The sequence below is a fragment of the Bacillus sp. PS217 genome, assembly GCF_037963535.1.
Lineage (GTDB): Bacteria > Bacillota > Bacilli > Bacillales > Bacillaceae > Bacillus > Bacillus subtilis.
Genome location: NZ_CP150157.1, coordinates 177,172 through 200,644 on the forward strand (window position 1 = coordinate 177,172; position 23,473 = coordinate 200,644).

Annotated in this window: 33 protein-coding genes; all 33 read left to right on the top strand. The window is 39.5% G+C overall.

Annotation, left to right across the window (positions count from 1 at the left end; all coding sequences use genetic code 11):
- The first annotated feature begins 64 nt into the window (after positions 1 to 64).
- A complete protein-coding gene (locus tag NSQ83_RS01055; RefSeq protein ID WP_010330157.1) occupies positions 65 to 511 on the top strand; it encodes a RusA family crossover junction endodeoxyribonuclease in 447 nt (148 codons plus the stop codon).
- Entirely contained in the window at positions 493 to 1,188 is a 696-nt protein-coding gene (locus tag NSQ83_RS01060) for a hypothetical protein (protein ID WP_095843405.1), read from the top strand. Before NSQ83_RS01055 ends, NSQ83_RS01060 begins: the two co-directional genes overlap by 19 nt.
- A 174-nt stretch (positions 1,189 to 1,362) precedes the next feature.
- Positions 1,363 to 1,491 (top strand): hypothetical protein, encoded by a 129-nt coding sequence (locus tag NSQ83_RS01065; protein ID WP_284691034.1) that lies wholly within the window; start codon positions 1,363 to 1,365, stop codon positions 1,489 to 1,491.
- A gap of 69 nt (positions 1,492 to 1,560) precedes the next feature.
- Entirely contained in the window at positions 1,561 to 1,764 is a 204-nt protein-coding gene (locus tag NSQ83_RS01070; RefSeq protein WP_095843407.1) for an XtrA/YqaO family protein, read from the top strand.
- 93 nt (positions 1,765 to 1,857) lie between these two features.
- A complete protein-coding gene (locus NSQ83_RS01075; RefSeq protein WP_095843408.1) occupies positions 1,858 to 2,376 on the top strand; it encodes a hypothetical protein in 519 nt (172 codons plus the stop codon).
- 23 nt (positions 2,377 to 2,399) lie between these two features.
- Positions 2,400 to 2,930 carry an ImmA/IrrE family metallo-endopeptidase gene (locus tag NSQ83_RS01080; RefSeq protein WP_095843409.1) on the top strand — a complete coding sequence of 177 codons (531 nt, stop codon included), beginning with the start codon at positions 2,400 to 2,402 and terminating at the stop codon, positions 2,928 to 2,930.
- 7 nt (positions 2,931 to 2,937) lie between these two features.
- Positions 2,938 to 4,371, top strand: coding sequence for an NUDIX hydrolase (locus NSQ83_RS01085; RefSeq protein WP_095843410.1), 1,434 nt, complete (start codon positions 2,938 to 2,940; stop codon positions 4,369 to 4,371).
- A 70-nt stretch (positions 4,372 to 4,441) separates the two neighbouring features.
- Positions 4,442 to 4,828: an ArpU family phage packaging/lysis transcriptional regulator gene (locus NSQ83_RS01090; RefSeq protein WP_095843411.1), complete on the top strand. Its 387-nt coding sequence runs from the start codon at positions 4,442 to 4,444 to the stop codon at positions 4,826 to 4,828.
- A gap of 54 nt (positions 4,829 to 4,882) precedes the next feature.
- Positions 4,883 to 5,608, top strand: a complete 726-nt coding sequence (locus NSQ83_RS01095) for a hypothetical protein (protein ID WP_339238877.1) — start codon at positions 4,883 to 4,885, stop codon at positions 5,606 to 5,608.
- A 492-nt stretch (positions 5,609 to 6,100) separates the two neighbouring features.
- Positions 6,101 to 6,268 carry a hypothetical protein gene (locus tag NSQ83_RS01100; RefSeq protein ID WP_172843755.1) on the top strand — a complete coding sequence of 56 codons (168 nt, stop codon included), beginning with the start codon at positions 6,101 to 6,103 and terminating at the stop codon, positions 6,266 to 6,268.
- Between the two features lie 94 nt (positions 6,269 to 6,362).
- Positions 6,363 to 6,707, top strand: a complete 345-nt coding sequence (locus NSQ83_RS01105; protein ID WP_095843413.1) for a structural protein — start codon at positions 6,363 to 6,365, stop codon at positions 6,705 to 6,707.
- Between the two features lie 68 nt (positions 6,708 to 6,775).
- Positions 6,776 to 7,243, top strand: coding sequence for a hypothetical protein (locus tag NSQ83_RS01110; RefSeq protein WP_095843414.1), 468 nt, complete (start codon positions 6,776 to 6,778; stop codon positions 7,241 to 7,243).
- A 55-nt stretch (positions 7,244 to 7,298) separates the two neighbouring features.
- Complete coding sequence (locus NSQ83_RS01115) at positions 7,299 to 7,820, top strand: ParB N-terminal domain-containing protein (RefSeq protein WP_019712756.1); 522 nt, start codon at positions 7,299 to 7,301, stop codon at positions 7,818 to 7,820.
- Between the two features lie 10 nt (positions 7,821 to 7,830).
- Positions 7,831 to 8,850, top strand: coding sequence for a DNA cytosine methyltransferase (locus tag NSQ83_RS01120; protein ID WP_095843415.1), 1,020 nt, complete (start codon positions 7,831 to 7,833; stop codon positions 8,848 to 8,850).
- Positions 8,851 to 8,987: 137 nt separating this feature from the next.
- Positions 8,988 to 9,236, top strand: a complete 249-nt coding sequence (locus tag NSQ83_RS01125; protein WP_086352723.1) for a hypothetical protein — start codon at positions 8,988 to 8,990, stop codon at positions 9,234 to 9,236.
- A 116-nt stretch (positions 9,237 to 9,352) separates the two neighbouring features.
- Positions 9,353 to 9,883 (top strand): YfbU family protein, encoded by a 531-nt coding sequence (locus NSQ83_RS01130; protein WP_095843416.1) that lies wholly within the window; start codon positions 9,353 to 9,355, stop codon positions 9,881 to 9,883.
- A gap of 86 nt (positions 9,884 to 9,969) precedes the next feature.
- Positions 9,970 to 10,869: a phage terminase small subunit gene (terS, locus tag NSQ83_RS01135; RefSeq protein ID WP_095843417.1), complete on the top strand. Its 900-nt coding sequence runs from the start codon at positions 9,970 to 9,972 to the stop codon at positions 10,867 to 10,869.
- Positions 10,866 to 12,179, top strand: a complete 1,314-nt coding sequence (locus NSQ83_RS01140) for a PBSX family phage terminase large subunit (RefSeq protein WP_095843418.1) — start codon at positions 10,866 to 10,868, stop codon at positions 12,177 to 12,179. Before terS ends, NSQ83_RS01140 begins: the two co-directional genes overlap by 4 nt.
- Positions 12,180 to 12,183: 4 nt before the next feature.
- Positions 12,184 to 13,716, top strand: a complete 1,533-nt coding sequence (locus tag NSQ83_RS01145; RefSeq protein WP_153939941.1) for a phage portal protein — start codon at positions 12,184 to 12,186, stop codon at positions 13,714 to 13,716.
- Positions 13,713 to 14,630, top strand: a complete 918-nt coding sequence (locus tag NSQ83_RS01150; protein WP_095843420.1) for a phage head morphogenesis protein — start codon at positions 13,713 to 13,715, stop codon at positions 14,628 to 14,630. Before NSQ83_RS01145 ends, NSQ83_RS01150 begins: the two co-directional genes overlap by 4 nt.
- A gap of 62 nt (positions 14,631 to 14,692) precedes the next feature.
- Positions 14,693 to 15,997, top strand: coding sequence for a hypothetical protein (locus NSQ83_RS01155; protein ID WP_095843421.1), 1,305 nt, complete (start codon positions 14,693 to 14,695; stop codon positions 15,995 to 15,997).
- A 25-nt stretch (positions 15,998 to 16,022) separates the two neighbouring features.
- Positions 16,023 to 17,204, top strand: a complete 1,182-nt coding sequence (locus tag NSQ83_RS01160) for an XkdF-like putative serine protease domain-containing protein (RefSeq protein WP_014112399.1) — start codon at positions 16,023 to 16,025, stop codon at positions 17,202 to 17,204.
- Positions 17,205 to 17,235: 31 nt separating this feature from the next.
- Positions 17,236 to 18,171: a phage major capsid protein gene (locus NSQ83_RS01165; RefSeq protein WP_095843422.1), complete on the top strand. Its 936-nt coding sequence runs from the start codon at positions 17,236 to 17,238 to the stop codon at positions 18,169 to 18,171.
- Positions 18,172 to 18,181: 10 nt separating this feature from the next.
- Positions 18,182 to 18,499 carry a YqbF domain-containing protein gene (locus tag NSQ83_RS01170; RefSeq protein ID WP_010330132.1) on the top strand — a complete coding sequence of 106 codons (318 nt, stop codon included), beginning with the start codon at positions 18,182 to 18,184 and terminating at the stop codon, positions 18,497 to 18,499.
- Positions 18,500 to 18,504: 5 nt separating this feature from the next.
- Positions 18,505 to 18,897 (top strand): DUF3199 family protein, encoded by a 393-nt coding sequence (locus NSQ83_RS01175; protein WP_010330131.1) that lies wholly within the window; start codon positions 18,505 to 18,507, stop codon positions 18,895 to 18,897.
- Positions 18,894 to 19,256, top strand: a complete 363-nt coding sequence (locus tag NSQ83_RS01180; protein WP_095843423.1) for a YqbH/XkdH family protein — start codon at positions 18,894 to 18,896, stop codon at positions 19,254 to 19,256. Before NSQ83_RS01175 ends, NSQ83_RS01180 begins: the two co-directional genes overlap by 4 nt.
- A complete protein-coding gene (locus NSQ83_RS01185) occupies positions 19,253 to 19,756 on the top strand; it encodes an HK97 gp10 family phage protein (RefSeq protein ID WP_095843424.1) in 504 nt (167 codons plus the stop codon). The genes NSQ83_RS01180 and NSQ83_RS01185 overlap by 4 nt, the downstream gene beginning before the upstream one ends.
- A 12-nt stretch (positions 19,757 to 19,768) precedes the next feature.
- Positions 19,769 to 20,206 carry a DUF6838 family protein gene (locus NSQ83_RS01190; protein WP_153939942.1) on the top strand — a complete coding sequence of 146 codons (438 nt, stop codon included), beginning with the start codon at positions 19,769 to 19,771 and terminating at the stop codon, positions 20,204 to 20,206.
- The gene (locus NSQ83_RS01195) at positions 20,203 to 20,394 is read left to right on the top strand and encodes a hypothetical protein (RefSeq protein WP_095843426.1); all 192 of its coding nucleotides are present in this window, start codon (positions 20,203 to 20,205) and stop codon (positions 20,392 to 20,394) included. The genes NSQ83_RS01190 and NSQ83_RS01195 overlap by 4 nt, the downstream gene beginning before the upstream one ends.
- Entirely contained in the window at positions 20,395 to 21,795 is a 1,401-nt protein-coding gene (locus NSQ83_RS01200; protein ID WP_095843427.1) for a phage tail sheath family protein, read from the top strand. It abuts the gene before it with no gap.
- Position 21,796: 1 nt separating this feature from the next.
- A complete protein-coding gene (locus NSQ83_RS01205; RefSeq protein WP_010330125.1) occupies positions 21,797 to 22,240 on the top strand; it encodes a phage tail tube protein in 444 nt (147 codons plus the stop codon).
- A 604-nt stretch (positions 22,241 to 22,844) separates the two neighbouring features.
- The gene (locus tag NSQ83_RS01210) at positions 22,845 to 23,294 is read left to right on the top strand and encodes a phage portal protein (RefSeq protein ID WP_095843428.1); all 450 of its coding nucleotides are present in this window, start codon (positions 22,845 to 22,847) and stop codon (positions 23,292 to 23,294) included.
- Positions 23,295 to 23,335: 41 nt separating this feature from the next.
- Positions 23,336 to 23,473: a hypothetical protein gene (locus NSQ83_RS01215; RefSeq protein WP_180960774.1), complete on the top strand. Its 138-nt coding sequence runs from the start codon at positions 23,336 to 23,338 to the stop codon at positions 23,471 to 23,473.

Sequence of the window (23,473 nt, forward strand, 5' to 3'; positions counted from 1 at the left end):
TGAACGCAGATTTAATCATGACGGAAATTGAGCAGCTGGAGATAGCTGACGGGAGGTAACAGCATTGATTAGTTTTACAGTTTACGGTGAGCCAGTAGCCCAAGGGAGACCGAGAGCCACCACGGTTAATGGGATGACCAGGCTATATGATCCAAAGAAATCAAGAGACTTTAAGCAATATGTAAAGCTGGCTGCTTCAGATTATCGTCCATCTAAATTGCTAGAAGGACCACTTGAATTGTCAGTAAGGGTTTATAAATCCACTCTGAAAAGCTTCAGTAAGAAAAAAGTTGCAGAAGCAGAACAAGGTTTGTTGAGGCCGAGCAAAAAGCCAGATGTTGATAACTATATTAAGGGCATTAAGGACGGACTAAATAAAGTCATCTGGCATGATGACAGCCAAATTGTAGACCTTCATGTCAGTAAGTATTATAGCCAAAATCCAAGAATCGAAATACAAGTAAAGCCACTATCACAAGAGGAGGAGCAGTTATGTCTTTCATTAATCTAAAATCTCTCGTTAAAAAGGTGAATATGAAGCCAAAAGGTATTACTGAAATCGTTTTGGAGGTCAGCACAAAAGAATTAGGAGGGTCTAGAATTTCACGCCTTTCTGAAATGATTGATAAAGAAGTACAAGCTCAGCTGGAATCTGAAACAGTTCAATATGTCTTAGAAATAAATGCGAAAACCGAGAAACCAATTACAAATTACACGGTTGATCAAAGAGGAATTGTTAATGTTGCGGATCCTGAACCGGAACAACTCGAGGCAGAGTTAGGGCTCCCCGAAGAAAAACCAAGAATTGAAGAAAAACCAATGGAGATAGATCGAGAAATTGTTGATTCTTTCATCACTGAAGGTACGCCTCCAGTTCGTGATGGTTTTCCTGAAAATATTGATGAAATTGCAAAACGCCGTATTGAAGGGGAATCATACCGCAGGCTTGCAGATGAGCTTGGAATGTCTCCAAGTGCCACTATAGACCTCATTAACGAGTACAGAAAAGAGGTTGCTCCGCTTGCTGTAGCCTGGTGGGATTGGAAGCAAGATCAAGAAGCTGAGGCTGAGCCAATGGAGAAAGATGCACCACCTATCCCTCTCGATGAAAGTGAAGCAACTGATGCATCATCCAAGGATGAAAAAGAGCAAGACAACCAGGATGAGGGCGAACACGGAGCGGCTTAATGGTTAAAAGGCAGCGGCGTTGGTATTTGCTGTTTCGCATGGAGGAAGGACGAGCAGTCCACCTCTATGAGCCTTTAAGAAAATACGAGCTGCTCCAGCGGCTTAAAAATGGATGGAGGGTTATTGTTGGTCTCAAGGAGAGAGTATCTTATAAAACGTCTTACGGAAGATTTCATGATGGTTCCAGGACACGGACCTGACTTTTCCCAGATGACAGATGAAGAACTTGAAAAGCAATTGAGATTTTTAGAATCTGCTTTTGAGATGGCTTGGGAAGAAGATATTGAGGACGAGGATATATAAAAAAACGGAGCACAAGGCCCCAGTTTAGTTAATCTCGTCAATTAATTATAACACGGGGAGTGCTGCAAAATGAACCGACCTATCGAACTTGAAAACATACACCAACTTTCCGTTGGAGACTTGATTGAACGAAACAAAATAAAGCTAGTTATTCTTGATGGTCAGAATGGTTGCGCATATTTAGCCGATACACCTGAGTACGGCATTACAACCGTGCATACGACTGGCAATAAATATACAAGAATTCATTTTGATTATGGTTATAAACCGTGAAAAATTTTATTGATTTTTTTTGTGAATTATTAGCAAAGGTAATTGACTTTCTAAGATGTAACGGTAATCTGTATTCATGGAGGAGATGTTAACTTGCCTAGAAACAATGATAATATTTATCTCAAAGAACTTTATCAAGACTTTAACGAATGGTTAAAGTTTTCGGAGGCTAAGAATGCCGGCTTATTAACTTTTAATGGAGCTTTATTATTTGGTGCAACGGAGTATGTTCAACAATTACATGGGAAGTTGTCTTTAGGGTTGAAAATTTGTTTAATATTACTGATATTGAATCTATTAATTAATCTATACTCATTTAAACCCTCTAAAGGAATAAAATCAAAAAAAAATTGCATCTGTATGAATCAGAATCACCTTAAAAATTTATTGTTTTATAAAAACCTAGAAGACTTAAATCAAAAGTCTCTTATCGAAAGCTTAAATGAAAGGTACGATTTGGATATTTCCTATAGCGATAACTATTCATATGACTTAGCTACTCAAGTTCTTTCAATTGCAACTCTTGTCAGAAGAAAAAACGCATTTTTTAGCGTTAGTAGCTCGGTAACAATTTTAATTGTTCTGTTATATATTGTATTAGAGCTTATTTGACTTTTTAAAAGTAGGTGTGAAATTTGAACGCAACAAAAAGAAGGACTATAAACGATATTGCAACTTCAATAATGGATGCATTAAATTTGGAAATACCAGTGGAAATTGAAATAGTTCCTGAAATGTTAGGAGGTAGATTAATTTATAAAGAATTTGAAGATGATAGGTTAGAGGCCATGATTTACAAAGCAGAAGAGAGTTTTACAATTCAAATATCTCCTAAGAGCTCTTTAAATAGAAGGAGATTTTCAATTGCACACGAACTTGGACACCTGTTTTTGCATATGGGATATTTAATTGACGATGAACTTTGGGATTCAGTTGGTGATTACAGAGACTCTGTATACTATAGACTTGGACATAGTGCGGAAGAATATGAAGCTAATGAATTTGCTGCTGCAATTCTGATGCCAGAACAGGAATTTTTAGAAGTAGCTCGTGCTAATTTAGAGGATGGACTATTCAATATTACAAATATAGCTCAGGCTTTTGATGTTTCAGAAGAAGCTGCAACAAATAGAGGGCGATGGTTAGGCATTTTTAGCTGGGGGTGATAGTTGAATGGAAATTAAAGCAATTAAAGATTTACAAGAAAAGATTAGAGCCAGTTTTCAGGAGTTGGTGCCAAATTTAGTTAAAGTAAAAGATCTCGATAATAGTGAATATAACGGTGTTTACCTATTCTTTTCTTTTGATTTAGTTAATTCAACCATTTTTAAATCTTCGAATATTTGGCAAGAGGTATTCAAAAGATTTTATGAACTAATTGAAACTATGCTTAAAAAAGAGTTTAAAGAAATTAGACTTTGGAAATACATTGGAGACGAAGTGTTATTATTTCTTAAGGTCACAAATTTTGATCAACTATATAAGTGTGCACCTGTTTGTAGCAAGGTTGTAAGAGAAGTGATTCACCAATTATATAAGGATTATCCAGACTCTAAAAAAATAATATTTATAAAAAGTACTATTTGGATGGCAGATGTTACTTTTCAAAATCCTAAAGTGCCAACAGGAGTTAGCCATATAGAAGAGAGAGCAAAAAATATTGTTTTTTTTGTAGGGAATAGTCCTAGCTGGATGGATGGACTTCAGGTTGATTTTTTAGGGCCAGATATTGATTTGGGATTCAGACTCTCTAAATTCGCTCAAAAATCAAAAGTCCTCATTAGTGCTAACCTAGCTTACATACTAAATAGAAAAAAAGGAGACATTGAATCTTACGAAAGAGAAGACAGAATGGTCATAGATGACTCATATAAGATAATATCTTATGAAATTTTAAAAGGGATTTGGAATAATCGACGTTATCCGATTATATGGTATGGCGATAGTTGGAGTAAAGAAGAGTATGATTATGACGAACATATTGAATCTTCTTTAGTCATGAATGTGGTCAACAATAAACATCAAGATATAAATAAAATTGGAAAAATAATATCTGATTTAAACAAAACAAAAGAACTAGAAGATATAATGCAAGCTATTGAGAATAGTAAAGCAGAGGAAAGAAACCGAGAAGTAACCTATAATGTACCGGAAGAAAGATTAGCTGAAATCCATTGCGCAGTGGTGTGCTTGGATAATCAAAATCGAGTTTTACTTGCCAAGCGTTCTAAAAAAAAGAAACGTCTAGCTAATCTATGGGAATTTGGCTGCGGCCAACTAACTATAAATCAATCTATAAAAAAATGTTTAGAAGAGAATTATAAACAAGACTTTAATGCAGATCTGGATTTTATTGAAGAAGATCCTTTACCCGTAAAGACATATAATGTATTTATAGATGAAGAAGACAGAGTTGTGCCTGGAATTTTATTTGTTGCTGAAATATTGAATGTGGATGGTCTTACTATTAATGAGAAAAACCATTCGGAAATACAGTGGGTAGAGAAAGACAAAGTAAGTGAAATAGCCCCAGAAGATTGTGTTCCTGATTTCCATGATACAGTTGAAAAGGCATTCAAAATATACGATTTATATAAAAATAAGTGAAAATAAGGACATTTGAAATCAGTTAATACTGATATCAGATGTCTATTTTAATTTAAAAAGGAGAGAATCTATGCAAGTAATTAAACAATTGTCATTTCTTCCGGATGTAAATGAAAAAGAAGTAAGAAACACTGTTATTAAAGAGCTTAAGACATACAGATCTTTAAAAATTCAAGCGGAGAATAGAAAAGAGCAGAAGGAGAAGGGAGTCATTGGATTATTCCCGCAGCTGAGGAAAAGCAGTGAATATAATGAGCTGAAGGTCAAGCAGATGGATAGGGCGCTAAAGCACTGCCTTGATCAAGACGAATACAGCATCATAGAAAAGAAATATTTGTATCCGGAAAAAATAAAGGATCTCGAAATCATGATTGAGCTGGGTCTCAAAAGAGATAAGTTCTATCAGGTGAAAAGACAGGCTATATACAACATTGCGACAGCGCTCGGAATAATCTGAGTGCTGTTTTTTTATGTTTAATTGTAGTATAAATATGGAAAGGGGGTGTACGCTTTGTTGATAAAATTTCTAAGGCCAGAACACGTATCTGCTTTTTTAGACGGTTCTCTTTTCTTTATGAATACTGGTTATTTTATAGATTTAGAAAAGAACGATAAAAAAAATAAAGGAATAGGAGACAAATACGAAGGTTCTCATTTCACTTTCTTTGATAATGAGACACATACAGTAACTATAGAAATTGATGGCAATAAACATAATCTCCCTTTAGAAAAAGGGTTTATGACTCTAACAAATGGATCCATTCGTAAATTGCTTTTAAGCTGTTTTACAAATATACCGTTTAACCCGGATAATTTCTATCAAGATTTCTGTAATCATGAATATAAAATTAAATCGGAAGTATTAGAAGGATTAGAGAAAGAATTTCAAGACCGTATACCAATTTTTATTAAACATAAACCTTTTTTTGAACGATTTGATACAAAAGCCAAAAAGATTGGTTTTAGAAGAGGGCTCGTTAAGTATTTTGATGAATATTCAGGTTACCCTTTAAAATTAGATCAACTAGAGAATGTCTTTTCTGATACGCTTTTTTACAAAAGAGATTTTTTTAAACATCAAAAAGAATATAGAATAGTATTAGCAAATCCATTAGACTTAGATAGCACAACAATTGAGTTGGGAAATTTGAGAGATTGCATAGTGCAATTAGAAAGTGTACAAGATTTAAGAAAGCTATCAATTTCATTCAAACCTACTGAAAAGCACTCTGTATAAAAGAGTGCTTTTTTTATTGCTCTAAATACACCGATAAAATACCGATAAAAAGCCGACAAAACGGGGGATAAAATGGGTGCTTTTTTAAATCGTGTTTTGTCATAAGATAGAGACAAGAAAACGAACGTGAATAACAGTCCCAAAAGGAGATACCTACGGACGCTGATCTTTTGTACATGGAAATTTGTACAGCTGATTAGTGGCCGTTTTTTTATGGCCAAACCAGGAGACGCACCTTTCCTTTATCAAGTGTGCACTCGGATGTATCGAATGACTATGAAGGTCGTTAGCTTCACAGGAGGAGCGGCTGGAGTCTATGCAGTATTGCGCGCGATAGTCACGGGGAACGCAAGCGGTGAGATCCCGCTTGCAAGGAAAGTCTAACATGGCTCTCTGTTTTCTTTGCTTACCTCCTGAAGAAAATCGGCGGGCCACAAATAGATAAAAGCGAATAGCGTAAGGCGGTGCTTATTCGGCAAGGAGTAATGAAAGATGAAGATGAGAGACGTTTTATCTGCTGATACGAAACAGCAGCTTAAAAAAGTGTTAAGTCCCTCAACAAAGGTGGATGAACCTTTGACGAGAAGGGATTGGGAAGAAATCATGGGAACGAGACGTGACACCTTCAGACGTGTAGGCGGCCGGATCCGGAGAAAGTGAAATGATGGGAACAGCCGTCATGTATCGGGAGTATGGCTGCCGGTGCTTTGGAGAGGGGTAGGAGCACAAAAACAAAATAAGGGAGGAAATCGGAATGGCTTCATTAAAGGGAGTAAGCGCCAATCCAACAAAACAGAATCATATTTTAGGAGAGGATAAAGTTGTAAAGGTCGCAGTCAAAAATGACAATGACTATATTGCAGGTCCTAACCTTATTCCTCAGCGGAAAGAGAGCGGGAAGTGGAAGACTCTTAACTCGAATTCTCCAAACCCACTTAAGCCCGATCAGAAGGATTATGATGATTGGGGCATCAAGGAGATGTTGGACAACAAAAAAGGAACATATCGCTTTAAAGTTGATGTAGAGCGCTATGATTCCAAAGGAAATTACATCAAAACAGAAGGCACATTCTATACTGACGAATTTTATATTAAATAAACACACTATCTTGAATTCCTAAATATTGAAAAATCACCTCCGATATAAGTTTTAGGAGGTGATTATTTATGAACGAAACCAACCAAATAATTGAATTTGGTGAAATCAAAGACGCAGAAATTTATTTGCAACGAGTTGAAAAGGACATACATAAAAAAAGCTTCTCTGATCAAATTGCATTTAAAGAAGAAATCAAAAAGCGTCATGATAAAAAGCAAATTCAAATGCTCCTGGGAAGGCTAGAAGATATGATTGAAAATAAAAAAGCTTTAAGTCACTTTACTACAGCCTTTTTTGCAATTCTATCTTTTATTTTAGGAAGTACATTAAATTATGGTCTCAGTCTGGCAGAAGAAGCAGAAGGAAGTGCTGCTTCAACAATTATCATATTGGTTTTTTATACTGCTGTAGGAATTTGGTTTTTGTTATCTTTTAAGGATTCAAAGAGACTAAAAAAATTGAGCAGTTATAAAAGATTATTACAAGAGTGTTTAGATGAAATGCCGGAGAAAAAATATTTTAGAAGAAGAGTATAAAAAAGTACCAGACACCTTAGTAAATAAGGTGTTTTTTTATTGGAGGCGAAACATCATGGATATTAGAACTATACCAGTAGAAAAGATTAACCCCGCTCCCTACAATCCCCGGATTGATCTTCAGCCAGGTGATCCCGATTATGAAAGAATAAAAGCATCTATTGAACGGTTCGGTAATGTCGAGCCGCTTGTTTGGAACGAAAGAACAGGAAACCTTGTAGGTGGCCATCAGCGGTTCAAAATACATATGGAGAATAACCCTGCAGAGCTTACTGTTTCGGTGGTAAATCTCGATGATAACGAGGAAAAAGCCTTAAATATTGCACTAAACAAAACAGGCGGCGATTGGGATGAGTACAAGCTCGAACAAGTTTTAAGAGAGCTGGAAGAAAATAATTTTGACCTGTCCTTCACCGGCTTTTCAGAAGGCGAACTAGAAAGTATTTTAGAAGATCTGACAGAACATGCAGGGAACGGCGGGAAAGTTACCGATAATCATGAGATTGATCTTGATGATTACGAGGAGGACCAATTTGAACATACCTGTCCTAAATGTGGGTTCTCTTTCAATGAGTAGGTGAGCAACAATGAACAGTTATAGATGGTATCTGTCTGATCTGAAAAATGTTGAGCTGAACGGATTGAAGGTTTTTAGTACGTTTTCATGTGGCGGAGGTTCCTCCATGGGTTATAAGCTTGCTGGATATAGCCTTCTCGGAAACTGTGAAATTGATCCGCAAATGATGAAAATCTATAGAAAGAATCACAATCCTAAATACTCGTTTTTAATGGATATCAGGAAATTCAACAAATTGGACGATCTGCCGGAGGAATTATTCGATTTGGATATTTTCGATGGATCCCCTCCATGCAGCGTATTTTCAATGGCAGGTGATCGTGAGGATGCTTGGGGGAAGGAAAAAGCTTTCAGAGAAGGACAGGCCAAGCAGTCGCTTGATGATTTGTTTTTCGATTACCTGGATGCAGTTGAAAGACTGAAACCAAAAACTTTTGTAGCCGAGAATGTGAAAGGCATGATCATTGGCAAAGCGAAAGGATATGTGAAGCTTGTTATAGAAAGAGCGAAAGAAATCGGATATGACGTTCAGGTGTTTTTGTTGAATGCTGCCACAATGGGAGTCCCGCAAAGAAGAGAGCGGGTCTTTTTTATTGGTCGGAGAAAAGATCTGAACCTGCCTCAGTTAAAGCTCTCATTTAAAGAGCGGCCTATCCCTTATAAAGAGTTTAGGAGCGGGCGTGGATCCAGATTGAAAGAGACATCAAAATTGTATAGGAGATGGGTGAAGAGAAGGCCGTCTGATAGCAACATAGGTGACATAACGAAAAGGACAGAAGGGAAAGAATCTAATTTCAATACGATTTTAGTGAAAAACAGTCTTGTGCCGCCTACTCTTGCCAGTGGTTCTGTCTTTGTCCGATATGACGAGCCTTATTATATCTCTGAACGGGACATTATTTTAATGCAATCATTTCCTCTCGATTATGACTTTATGGACGCTTCAGTGCAGTATGTTTGTGGTATGAGCGTGCCGCCTTTAATGATGAAGGGGATAGCGGAACAGATTCACAAACAATGGTTTTCATAATAAAAAAAGAGGGTGCTGCTAACACCCTCCCTTTCTAAGCAGAGAGAAGCTCCCTGTCAAAGAGCGTGATCAAGACGCGGCCGCGTTGTGGGAAAACATCACGCTCTCATCTCATATTGTAATGGAGGACAGGGAGGATGGCAATAGAAAATAGAAACGTATGTTCCCTTTCTGATGATGAAAAAGAAAATCTCCTTCTCCTGCATAGTGCTGAGTTGTTAGAGAACATCAGTCAATCAAAAGAGAAATACCGAAAAATCATTCAAGCAGGTATCGCCCAGTGGGTCAAAGACTTCCAAAGTGGCCATATAAAGGTGAATACTGTGGACGATTTAAAAAAGCTCATAGAGCTTGATATAGAGCTTCAGAAAGATGAAGAAATTTAAAATTTTCATAGTTTGGTTACATTTCTAGTATTTGTATATATAATTTAGGTGAATGAGGCAAAGGTCGGAATAAACCTCGTTCTCATAATAAAACTAGACTAAAGGGGAAATGTAAAATGACACTCCAGTTCACAAAAGAGCAAAGAGCCATATTGATCAACCAAATGGAAATTTTAAAAAGAGTGGATCCGCAGAATTCTGATGAATATGAAAGAAACATAGAAGTGCTTTATAATGGCTACTCTCACTTTTATGGAGATATTTTTGGGCATATTGAAGAGGAGTTTTCGAAGGAAACTACCCGTAAGGTTTTTGATGTTCTAACTATGTATAGGGCTTTATATTTTGGCTATAAGAATTTAACAAGTGAAGAACAAGAAGAAATTTCTGAAGAAGATGTTTTATTCCAAGGATTTGATGGGAATGAAGAATCGGATCATTACTGTTTCGCAAACTTTGTTGTGAAAGAAGCCGGACTTTATTCTGAAATGAGAGACCTAATTAAAGAAGGAAAAATAGAAATGAATTCTCATAGAAACAGAGTTCGTTATTATAATGAGTTGCTCTCTCGTTGGACGCGAGTCAGAGAAGAAGCTGGTGGAAAAAATCTAACGTTGCAACAAATAAAAAATGTATTAGGTAAATAATCTAAAGGGGCCCTACAAGGCCCTTTTTGATTTCTTAAAAACAAACTCAAAACTCAATTCATGCTCTGGGGGTGGGTGATGATGTAATGCCAAGACCACGAGATCCTAAACGAGATGAAGCGTTCCGTCTGTGGCAAGAAAGTGGCGGAACCCGCTTACTAAAAGATATTGCTGAGGAGCTTGGTTGTTCTCCTTCGCTTATCCGCAAGTGGAAAAACCAAGATCACTGGGAAGAAAAATTGAATGGTAACGTTACTAAACAAAGTGATCAATCCAATGGTAACGTTACTAATCCCGTTGGTGCTCCAAAAGGAAATAAAAATGCAAAAGGAAATAAAGGAAATAAAAGAGGGAAGGCGCCGCCTGGCAACCAAAACGCTAAAGGAAACAAAGGTGGCGCAGCTCCAAAAGGAAATAAAAACTCTTTGCGCACTGGCGAATATGAATCAATCCTATTTGATTTCATGGATGATACCGAAAAAGAACTATTTGGCCAGATTGAAACAGACCCGCTCTATCAAATTGAATTAACGATACGTGAGTTGTATCTAAAAGAGCGCCGCATGATGATGCGTATCATGCAATTTGAAAATGGATTGAATGAAACGCAACGCCGGGTCCTTCAGCAGCTGCGTAAGGTAAAAGACATTGTGCCGACAAAGGATCAAAAAACAGGTTTAGTCAAGCACCAGGCGCTTATGAATGAGCGTCTGGTCGTTACAGAAATCGAAGAAGTTTCTGAGCCGAGCATTGATAAAATTCTCCGCTTAGAGGAAGCGATGACCCGAGTTACCGATAAGCGGCTAAAAGCCATCCGACAGAAACATGATATGACTCGATCAATGGATGAACATGAATTAAAGCTGCGCGGCATTTATCTTACAAATGAGACGAAGCAAGCAGAGCTTGAAAGACTCACAGCCCGTCCGGTTGATAATTCAGTTCACATTACGATAAAGCGCAAGCGTAAGGATGAGGACAAATGATTGAGAAGGTAAAGCCAGTAAATCCTCACTTTGAGGATTTTCTTTTTGATTGGAATCAAAAGTTTCAGTTTCTAGTCGGCGGTTATGGATCCTCGAAGAGTTATCATGTGGCGCTCAAGATTGTTCTTAAATTACTGGAAGAGAAGCGGACCGTTCTTGTCGTGAGGGAAGTATACGACACGCATAGGGACTCAACCTTTTCCCTCTTTGATGAAATTATCAATGACCTTGAGATCGATCATATAGTTAGATGCGTTTCTTCACCAATGCAGATCCGCTTTCCAAACGGAGGCCGGATCATATTTAAAGGGCTGGATAAGCCGGCCAAGCTGAAATCGATCAATAATGTTTCTCTCATATGGATTGAGGAATGTTCTGAGGTGAAGTATGAGGGGTTCAAGGAGCTGCTTGGACGTCTGCGTCACCCAACATTGCCGCTTCATATGATACTTTCAACAAACCCGGTCGGAGAAGATAACTGGACATATAAGCATTTCTTCAAAGATGACCGCCAAAAACGGTTTGTGCTCGATGATAAAGAGCTATACGAAAAGCGGACTGTCATAATTAACGACACCTATTATCACCACTCAACAGCGGACGATAATTTATTTCTTCCGGAAAGCTACGTGAAGCAGCTCGATGAAATGAAAGAATACGATCCAGACCTTTACCGAATTGCGCGGAAAGGTCATTTTGGCGTGAATGGGGTTCGTGTGCTGCCGCAGTTTGAAGAGCGGTCACATGAAGAGGTTATGACAGCAATCGCTAATATTAATCGACCGCTTAAGCGGGTAGGCATGGACTTTGGTTTTGAGGAGTCGTATAACGCCGTTGTCCGGCTCGCTGTGGACCATGAAAAGAAATACCTTTATATCTATTGGGAGTATTACAAAAATGGAATGACGGACGATCAGACGGCCGAAGAACTCAGTGAATTTACTGAGACTAAGGAATTAATAAAGGCGGACTCAGCGGAGCCCAAAACGATCCGTTATTTTCAACGGCAAGGATTCAACATGGTGGGCGCCCACAAATATAAAGGATCCCGCCTTCAATATACAAAGAAGATCAAGCGGTTCAAGAAAATTATTTGTTCTGATCGATGTGAGAATACGATCTATGAACTGAAGCCGCTCACCTACGCAAAAGATAAGCTGGGCCATATCATAGAAGACGAGTTCACCATAGACCCGCATACACTTTCAGCGATATGGTACGCGCTTGATGATTACGAGGTAACCGATTTGAAAGAAGAATCAAAAGGAAGACCTAAACGGTCAAGACCACGAAGCAGAGAAAGGGGGTAAGTGAATGAGTAAATCTACAGTTAAAGCGCGAGTATTTAAAGCTGCTCCGCCTACTGAAACAACAAAACAGATTTATAAAGATGAATTTGAAGATATGTACGGAGAGAATATCATACCCCCGCCGTATAACCTTAAAGAGCTTAAACACATCGCAGAGTATTCGACGATCTTACAGCAGTGTGTCGATGCGTACAAGACCAATATAGTGGGCTTCGGCTTCGAGATGAAATACTCAAAGGATATCAATTCTGATGAAGTGGATTCTGCAGAAAAAACGGCAGCGGATAAAGAGTGGCAGCAACTTGAAGAATTCATTAAGTATATTCATTTTGATGAATCAGCTGAAACATTATTGGGTTTTAGCATAGAAGACCGGGAAAAGACCGGTAATGGATATATCGAAGTAATTCGAAACGGGAGCGGGAAACCGGCTGGCATTGAACATATGGCATCTGAATATGTCCGAGTTTGCTCATTATCAGAACCTATTGAGGTTCCATACAATTATTTTGAGTCAGGTACGTTAAAGAAGATCCGGCGTCAAAAACGCTTCCGGAAATATGTGCAGATCGTCAATGGTAAAAGGGTGTTTTTCAAAGAATACGGAGATCCTCGAATCTTGAATTCCGAAACAGGAGAATATAGCGACAAAACTCCTTTTGATAAACAGGCCAATGAGGTTGTGCATTTTAAAATAGGGAGCGGAGCATACGGGAAGCCGCGGTGGATTGGCCACATTGTCAATTTATACGGCGCGCGTAAGGCTGAAGAGTTGAATTTCATGTACTTCAAACAGGGCCGGCACGTTCCCGCTGCTATAACCATTGAAAATGGAATGCTCTCTGAAGACTCATATAAGCAGCTGCAGGACTATATGAACGGTCTTGAAGGTGTGGAAAACGCTCATAAGTTTCTTTTGCTTGAAGCGGAAGGGATAGCCAAGGGAAAGAATATCGAGGGCGATGAGGAAATTACACCGGTTAAGGTAGAAATCAAGTCATTGGCTGAAATCCTTCAGCAAGATGCTTTATTCCTGGAATATGACCAAAAGAGCAGGGACAAGTTCCGATCTGCCTTCCGTCTGCCGCCGCTCTATACTGGCGAAGCCCAGGACTATAACAAGGCGACAGCTGACACTGCCAGAAAGATTACAGAGGAGCAGGTATTTCAACCAGAAAGAAAGTTAATCACTGGTAAGCTGAACGCCTTGTTCTTGAATGATCTTGAAATCCACAAAGTAGAGCTGCAGTTAAAAGGACCAGATTTCCGGGATCCTATCGAGATCGCGAAGGTTCTGACTCCTTTTATTAATGCTGGCGCAGTCTCACCGAATGATCTGCGGGATCTTGCTGGACGTATTCTTGGTAAGACGCTTGAAGAATGGCCAGAGGAAGAGTATAGCAGGCCGATAAATAAAAATACCGCGGCGCCTGCCTCGGATCCTTTGGCAGCGCTCTTTAAAGCAAAAAGTGGCGCTCCTAACTTGATCGGGTTATTAAAAGATATGCGGGATGTTCTGGAGGATATGAAGCGATGAACAAAACGGATAAGCTGCTGGAAAGCTTAACTGCTTTTATTCAAAAAGCCGAGGAAGTTGAGAGAGAGAAGCTCGTGGAGGTCGTACCTGATTTCCCCGGCCTCACTAAGATACCCGGATTTGTCGAGGAATATGAAAAAGGTATCGCTAGATTGCTCAGGCGCCAGCGTAAGAAGTTTTTAAATGGTCTGAATGGTTTTATAGGCAAAGACTCAAAAGAGACGCTGGAAGCCCTTCTAGTGTTTTTTACACAGAACCTATTTGCCGAGGATGACTTTGAGGAAGAATTTCAGGAGCTTACCGAGGGATTCCTGCAGCAGACCGTCGAGGAGCTCGCTGAAGTGATCATGGATTCATTGGATCCGGATGTTCCATTTGAAGCTTTATCGACCAGAGCAGCGGATTGGATCAAAGGTTGGTCCGAAAAGTTGGCCAATATCATGCAGCTGAATACTCATGAAGCAGTGGAAAACGTACTGGCAGACGCCATCGAGAATGGATCATCTATACAGGACATTGAATTGACTCTCAAAGACATGCCGCAATTTGATAGGGATCGGGCACGTACCACGGCCATAACTGAAGTGCTTGCCGCTTCCTCTGCCGCTCAGCATGAATCATATGCACAATCGCCGGCAGTAAAGAAAAAGAAATGGAGGCACAGCGGAGGGAAGAAAAACAATCCGCGTGAAAATCACATCGATCTTGACGGCACAGTCATTGGAGTGGATGAAGAATTTCAAATCCCAGGTAGCAGCGAGACCTGTATGTTTCCGAGGGATCCTAAACTATCAGCAGGGGAGCGGGTTCATTGTCATTGTGTATTATCTCCTGTAGTAGATAACAAGATTTTAGGGCTGTCAGCTGAGGAAAAAGAAGCCATAAGGTTAGAAAATAAGAAACTTTTAAAGTAGACTCTCCTTTTTGTAGTAAATGAAGTATAATTTTACTAAATAAATAATGGGGAGAAATAATTATGGCTACATTAGAACAAATTAATAACCATGTCTTATTTATTGACTTGTCAGATCTTAAGATCATATTAGAAGATTTGCTTAGCGATGAAGACTTTATTGCGAATCTCGATGAACGGAGCACAGAATTAATCAATAGGACCAAACTAGTCATAGACTACATTGATAATAATCTTAATTCCGCTGATAGTATGTTGTTAAGAGAAACACACCTGACCAATATACGAGCGCAAATAATTAATATAAAAAATTGGTTAGGTAATAAAGAGTTTTTTAATAATGAACAAAACCGTATAAATTTGGATAATACTTTAGATAGATTGCTAGACGTTAGTATTTATATTCCACTGATAACCAAAAATAATTTAGAAAGCATTAAAGAAGCAGCAACGAGTTTTCGTAGATCTATAGGTATTCAAAAAGCAAATTTAGAAAAAGAAGTAAATGATCTAAAGGATTTCAGTAGAGAGGTACAAAGTGAATTAACTAGTTGCCAAAATGAAAGTGAAGCTTTTAGGAATAAAATTGATGAAAAAATGTCTAATATGGAATCTCGACTAGATGAGCTACATCAAAATTATTTAGAAAAAGAAAATGAACGAAATGATAAATTTATATCTCAGAAATCTGAGTTTAAAGAAAAATTTGAAGAGTTTATATCAGAGTGGAATAATACTACAAAGGAAAAACTTGATGAAAGCAAAGATGAATTTGATGATTTGTACAGCAATCTACAGCAAGGGCAAGATCAATTCCTTACAGTAACACAAGAGAAATTATTGGAATATGATGAAATATTGAAAGAACATCAGAGATCAGTCGAAGAATTAGTGGGAATTATTTCGACTAATACAATCTCTGGACATCATAAAGAAGTAGCTGATAAAGCAGAAAAATCGAAGAAGATTTGGCAATTTGTTACTGTAGTTTCGTTTGCTGCGACAATTTTCTTTTCTGTCTTTGCACTATTCTTTAATAAGGTTACTGAATTATCTTGGCCGAACCTAGTTGCTAAAATATTAGTGATTGGATCATTAGGTTCACTGACAGCATATACTGCTAGACAAGCAAAAATAAACCAAGAAGTTGAATTTAAAAACAGGCAATTAGAAGTTGAATTAAAAACGCTTAACCCTTATATAGCAAATTTTGATAGTGAAGAACAAGAGAATCTAAAAAAAGTTTTATTCCCTAAGATATTTGGAAAAGAAGGAAAGCTTGATACTCTGAATCAAAATGATAGTGAAAATTTCACTGGGGAGTTAGTTCGGCAACTTATTACTTTAGTTCAGGAAAAAGGAAAGTGATATTTCTTGAAAGGAGGTGAATGACTTGCCAAGAGAATTGGTAAACGCAAAAATCACGCATGTTTCTTACGTAGACAAGGCTGCTAATCAAAAGCAGTTCTTTTTTATGAAATCAGAAAAACAGCCGGACTTTCAAAAGGAAGTCAAGGTCATTGCAAAAGAAGCGGACGAGCAAAAACTCGTTTACGGTATCGTATATGAACCTGATACAGTGGACGCGCACGGTGATTTCATGACAGCTGCAGAAATCGAAAAAGCCGCTCATGGATTCCTGAAAGATGCCCGTGAAATTGATAAACAGCATGACTTTCAGGGTGGCGTTGGCGCGGTGGTTGAATCCTACGTCGCACCTGCAGACTTTGAAATGAATGGGGAAACCATCAAAAAAGGATCATGGGTCCTTGTGACAAAAGCCTCCGAGGAAATATGGGAGGAAATCAAGAAAGGCGAGATCACCGGTTATTCAATGGCCGGCATCGCAGATATTGCAAAACAAGAAGAAAAGCCTGTTTCTCAAGAAAAACACGACGAGAAAGGGCTTTTTAATTTGCTCAAAAACTTTTTTACTGGCAATGCTCATCTTGCCAAGGGCGCTGTACAGGAGAAATATGATGAAGGGCGTAAACGCCGTGAATTTTGGGCGGCTCAGGATGCATTAAACTCTGCTTTGTTCAAATGGGATTATTCTGAAGGTATGGAGACAGATCCTGAAAAAATCAGAGAAGCCCTGCAAGACTTTGTGAATATCGCCCAGGAAGTGTTGATCTCAAATGACATTTTAAAAGCTATCGGATCAAAGCCTGAAGAATTGCAAAAAGCCGGCCGGAAATTCTCGGCTTCAAACTTACAAGAAATTAAAAGCGCTCATACTGCTCTCGGCAACTTGCTGAGTCAGGTGGAGACGGAAGGAGAAGAAGAAATGAACTCAGAGGATGTAGCAAAATCCATCGAAGAAGCATTAGAGCCAATTCAGAAGCGGCTCACGGAATTAGAAAAGGAAGAAGATCCTAAAAAGAAGAAAGACGAAGAAAAAACGGCTGAGGAAGAAGCTGAGAAGAAGTTGAAAAAAGCTATTACTGACGCTGTTCAACCGCTCGCTGATCGTATTGAAGCGATTGAAAAAAGCCGCGGAATTTCTAAACAAGATGAAACAAATTCCGAAACTGAAACACAAGTTAATAAATCAATCTGGTCAGGGCTTCTTTAAACCCTGACTCTTTTCATAAGGAGGAAATGAAGTGACAAACCAAGAGGCAATTAGAAAAGCAGAAATGACGCTGTCCAGCTTAAAAAGCGGCGGTTTAATGAATCCTACACAGGCAAGTGCATTTATTCGAATGGTTCAAGATACACCAACTATCCTGAAGGATTCTCGTGTTATTCAAATGGATCACGACACTCAGAAAATCGAAAAAATCGGGTTTGGCCAACGTATCTTAAGAGCAGCCCAAGAAGGAAAGGCTCTGGCTGATGATCAAAAGGCAGTACCGACAACAAGTACCGTCAACCTCAGCACAAAAGAAGTAATTGCAGAGATTGATATCACTTATGACACTCTCGAAAATAACATTGAAGGAGAAGGTCTCCAGGATACAATCATGCAAATTCTAGCGGAGCGGGCCGCCGTTGATATTGAAGAGTTGATTGTTAATGGAGATACATCTTCATCAGATCCGTTTCTGGCTCAGATAAACGGTATCCGTAAACAAGCCGCTTCCCATATTGTTGACGCGGCGGGCGAAGAACTGTCACGTCAGATATTTAAACGTGGATACAAAGCTGTTCCGCCTAAATATTTGCGTATTCCGCAGGAGTTCCGCTTCTATACTTCTCCTGGTATTGAAGTTGAGTGGAAAGATCGTGTTGCTGATCGACAAACGAGCTTAGGGGATGCAGCTGTTCAAGGTGGTCTTTCTTCAGCTTTTGGTGTTCCGGTCAAGGGAATTGCGAACATGCAGCCTTATACGATTGGTGAAGCGGATGCGACTACTGACGTTTCTGACATTATCCTAACCCATCCGAAGAATATCATTCTCGGCTTCTCTCGTAATATCAGAATTGAAGTAGACAAAGATATTAGAGCACGTAAATTTATCATTGTCCTGACAGCTAAGCTGGACAGCAAATTCGAAGAGGAAGATGCTGTGGCTAAAATCGTGAAAGTGAAAGAGTAGGTGAGGAGCTATGTATAAAGCTAAACTCATTAAAGGCAAGAACTATCACGTGATGGACAAAGTCTTTAAAATCGGAGAAGAACAGCCGGTTTCAAGAAAATTGTATCTTTACTTGAAGCAAAACGAAGCCTTTGAAGTAAATGAGGTGCAAGACAAGAAAAATGGCGGAGAAGAGCCGACACATTATACAGAAGATCAATTGAAAGGTATGCACAAACCGGATCATGAAACCATTATTTCTAATCTTGGTGGCAATCCGTCTCACTTCAAAAACGCAGACGAAAGAATTGCCTTCATCCTTAATCAGCAAGAAAACAGCGGGGAGTGAGCGGCGTGCTAATCACTCCTGCTGACCTTAAGAATTACACTGTTTTTGATTCTGTAAAGGATCGGTCTGATTCCCTTCTTACTCAGGACATCATAGAAGGTATAGCTGAAATAACCTATCAAGTTGGCCATGATTTTTCTGGCCCAGAATATGATCCGCTCCCTGAAACGGTTCGGCTGGCTTTATTAAAAATGGCGCAGTATTTCGCGTTAATTAATTCTGATGAGTCAATCACCAAAGGATATACAACCGAGAAGATCGGAGACTATTCATATTCTCTTGGAAACGGCAGCTCTATTCAAAAACCAGACGTCTACACACTCATTAAAGATTATGTTGTATCATCTGAGCCAAGTTTGGAAGGTACAGAAGTAAAAATGCGGATGAGGTCCATATGAGCTATCGATCTTTATTAACTCATCGATGCGATGTTTATCACCTGCAGGAGAAAGCGGAAAACAAAAAACAATCCTTTGGGGTGCCGGTTGAAGATGTTCAGCCGGCTTTTTCATATCCTGAAGTTCCAGATATAGCGGGACTGCCGTGTTACTTCACAGAAAAGAACCAATCCATTGTGCAGCAGGAACCGAACACGGCCATATATCAATCATTTCTGGTCCATTTCCCAGCATCTGCAGATATTCGCTTGAACGACAGGGTGGTTTGGGAAGGCACAGCTTATAAACTACAGAAGCCGCGTAAGATCAGGAATCATCATTGGGAAGTAACGGCAGTCCGGGAGGTGGAATACTTATGAAAATTAGGGGTCTCGATCAGTTCATACAATCATTAGACCGGGCTTCTCGAGGGGGACTGAAGAGGAAATATGAGCAGTGGCTTGAAGCAATGGGTTTTGAGTTCTTAGATACCATTCAAGATGAGATTATCAGGACAAAGACCGTGGACACCCGCCGCTTGCTCAATTCCTTTCAGAAAGGTGATCAGGATAATATTTTTTCAATGATATCAGGCAGCTTAAAACTGGATGTCGGAACAAATCTGGAATACGCCTCATACGTGAATGACGGGCACTTTACAATTGATCCATCTAAAAATCAGGATCGCCGGTGGGTCCCCGGACGCTGGAAGGGTGAACGGTTCGAATATGATCCCGCCGAAAGAAGTTCTGGAATGCTGCTTAAATTCCAATGGGTGGACGGGTCCGGCTTTTGGGATAATGCTATGGCCATCTTTGAACTAATGTTTGAGAGAAGTCTTGAGCGGAAGCTACAGCAGTGGATCGATGAAGAATTTTAAGGCGGTGCTGCCATGAATCAAGAAGTGGGCTCAATTATGGGCTACCTATACAAACTGTATCCTGTGCAAGTGTATGAAAAAGAAATACCGCAGAACTTTGTTGTCCCATCTCTTTACATTCCGCCGGCTTCCACAGTCGATGGGGTGGACACAGTATCTACGTTTCAAAAATCCTATGTTTTAAACGTGAAACTCTTTCATAAGAACGCGCAGGAGGCTCATAACGAAGCAGAAAGGATCGCGGATACACTTAGGAGTAAGAGGGCGTTAATTCCGCTCATGCGGGAATCTGGCGAAGATACGCGGGATTTTATTCGCTTATCACGTATAGAAACCCGGATCTCAGATGATTATGCGAGCATTGTTCTAAATTGGACGAGTCGCTATTGGTATGAACGAGAACAGCATCCTTCTCTTGAAAACTTTGAATTTACAAGCGGGGTGAAATGATGGCCACGAAAAAGGAAAGAACAGAAAATGCTTTTTATATTAAGGATTTGCGAGAGCACAGTCGAGACCTCTTTGGGGTAAGGCCCGAGGTGTTTGACGGTGCTCTTTTTCATACAGAAAAAAACAGAATCACTAAATCAGAAGCGAAGAAGCTGATTGATCAGTTTCTTCAGAAGGAGGTCAAATAAATGAACGGCGGAACATTTACAGTCGGCAAGGAAAAAGAGCGTGCTGGTATTTATTTTAACTTTAAAACGACCGCAGAAGATCGGGTATCAGTAGGCGAACGCGGAACAGTTGCGCTGCCGATAGCATCCAGCTGGGGAGAGGTTAAGAAATTTATTTCTATCTCTTCAATCGAGGACTTGAATAAAAAAGTAGGATTGAACATTGATGATCCTTCGTTGTTGCTTCTTCGTGAGGCAATGAAGAAGGCAAGTACAGTCTTGCTTTACCGTTTGACGGAGGGGCTACGCGCACAAGCAGACATTAGCGAAGGCGTGAAAGCAACCGCTCTTTATGGCGGAACTAAAGGAAATGACATCATTATCAGAATTACAGAAAACGTTATTGATTCTTCAAAAGTTGATGTCACTACCTATCTGGATCAGTCGGAAGTGGATAAACAAACGGTATCCAAAGCTGAGGAGCTGAAAGCAAATAAGCTTGTTGAGTTTACAGGCAAAGGGGATTTAACAGTTTCTATTCCACTAACAGGCACAGCTCCGGAAGACGTCAGTGGGGATCTTCCTGCATCTTCCGGAATCCGCTTGTCAGGTGGAACAGACAAGACACCGACAAATGCTGATTACACAGCTTTCCTGGAAGCAGCTGAAACGGAATACTTTGACACAATCGCACTGCCTGTTGAGGATAACGAGCAATTAAAAGCGACGTTTGTCGCATTCATCAAACGGCTGAGAGACAATCAAGGCTTAAAGGTTCAAGGAGTACTCTCTAATTACAAAGGCGACCACGAAGGTATTATTAATGTCACAGGCGGGGTTCTGCTTGAAGACGGAACGGAGATCACTTCGGAAAAAGCTACTGCTTGGGTTGCCGGCGCCAGTGCGGGTGCTACGTTCAATCAGTCGCTTACGTTTGTAGAGTATGCAGGAGCGGTGGACGTCCTTACAAGATTGGACAATGACCAGGTAATTCAGCGGCTGGCGAATGGGGAATTCCTGTTTACTTATGATTCTCGAGACAAATCTGTTTCGGTTGAAAAGGATATTAACTCACTCACAAGCCTAACAGCAGAGAAAAATAAGATGTTCCAGAAAAACAAAATCGTGCGGGTGCTGGATGCAATTAATAATGACCTGACATCTCAATTGAAGGCACTGATTAAGTCACGTAAAGCGAGCGGCAGCGACGTTCCAGCTACAAATGACGGCCTTCAATTTGTGAAAACGTTGATTACTCAATACTTGAGTGTTCTTCAAGATAACGGGGGCATTACCAACTTTGATTCAGAGAATGACATCACAATTGCTCTGAATAGCGATCGTGACGGTTTCCTGATTGATCTTGCTGTGCAGCCGGTCGATGCAGCTGAAAAATTCTACTTTAACGTGGAGGTGAAGTAAGGTGGCTTTTAAAGCACAGAATACGATATCTGGTAAAGAGGGGCGCCTTTTCTTGGACGGTGAGGAACTGGCGTTTATCAAAACATTTGAAGCGAATGTGGAGAAAAATAAATCGGAAGTCAACGTTATGGGCCGCCGCATGACCGGTCATAAAACAACAGGCGCAAACGGAACGGGCACAGCGACATTTTATAAGGTCACATCCCGCTTTGTGCAGCTGATGCTTAATTATGTGAAAAAAGGTGAAGATCCGTATTTCACTCTGCAAGCGGTGCTTGATGATAAATCATCTGGCCGTGGGACTGAGCGTGTTACTCTCTATGATGTGAACTTTGATTCTGCAAAGATTGCGGGACTGGATGTGGATTCCGAAGCATTGGAAGAGGAAGTACCGTTTACCTTCGAGGACTTTGATCTTCCTGAACAGTTAAAATCGACTTTTTAAACTCATAGGCGCAAGATTTTAAGCGCCTTTTATTTATCCTTAAAAATAATTTTTTTGGAATTTAAATATGTTTTTTAAAGTTTTTATAGAATTGCAAAAAACATTCAAAGAATATATACTCAATATATATTGTTCGATCGCACAATGCGGTTAGAACAGAAAAGTTACAGGGTTAGCACTTAAGGTTTTTGCATAAAATAAAATACCGGAGTGCGCCAACACTCCGGTCTGTACACAAGCTGTCCTTAAGGGAGCTTGCTCGCATATTTTTCGTGATAGACTTATCCCTTTAAGTTTCCTACGCTCAAGGGATAGTCTATTTTTTATCTTTATAAGTCAACACGGCAACAATTAAAGAACCCAAACCAACTAATGATGATTGGAAGCTAATAAATACCATTAGAGCTTGATAAGCTTCAGTTGACATTATATATCACCCCCTTTCTAACGGGGATGCAAGACTTCCCTTACGACGCTTTATGTACGATTTTCATTATACTGGTAAGCACATCTTTTTGTAAAATTCCACTCTTGTGAATTTTATTCAAAAAGCATGTGCTTTTTTTATTCGAAATACATTCAATACAAAAAGGAGCTAATTAACATGAGCGAAAAACAAAACGAAAAAGTATATGATCTTTCTTTCTTTATGCCAGGACAAACAATTGAAGCGGAAGAAGTAGAAGTGCCTATCTCAAAGCGGTTTGTGGACAAGCAAGGAAAGGTGATTCCGTTTGTATTCAAAGCTATTACCACAGAACGCATTGACGAGCTGGAGAAAGAAAACACAACTTACAAAAATGTAAAAGGCCGCGGCCGTGTGAAAGATTTGGACAGCCAACGCTTCTATGCTCGTATTGCTGTTGAAACGACTGTTTACCCGAATTTCAAATCTAAAGAGCTTCGCGAAGCTTACAAAACAGAGGATCCAGTGGAAGTTGCAAAACGCATTCTTTCTGTCGGCGGTGAATATGCAAACTGGCTGAACAAAGCAATTGAGATCAATGGCTTTGAGGATGATCCCGAAGACCTTGAAGAAGCAGCAAAAAACTAATAAAAGACGGGGATAAAGAGACCGTGTATCTTTATTACGCTATGCACGAGCTCAAATATGCCCCGTCAGAATTACAAGAACTATATGAGGCGCCGAGAGAATTCAAGGCGCTCTTATATGGTTTGATCAGTTACAAGCTTGAGCTGTTAGAAAAGGAAGCGAAGAAGGGAGGTAATTAA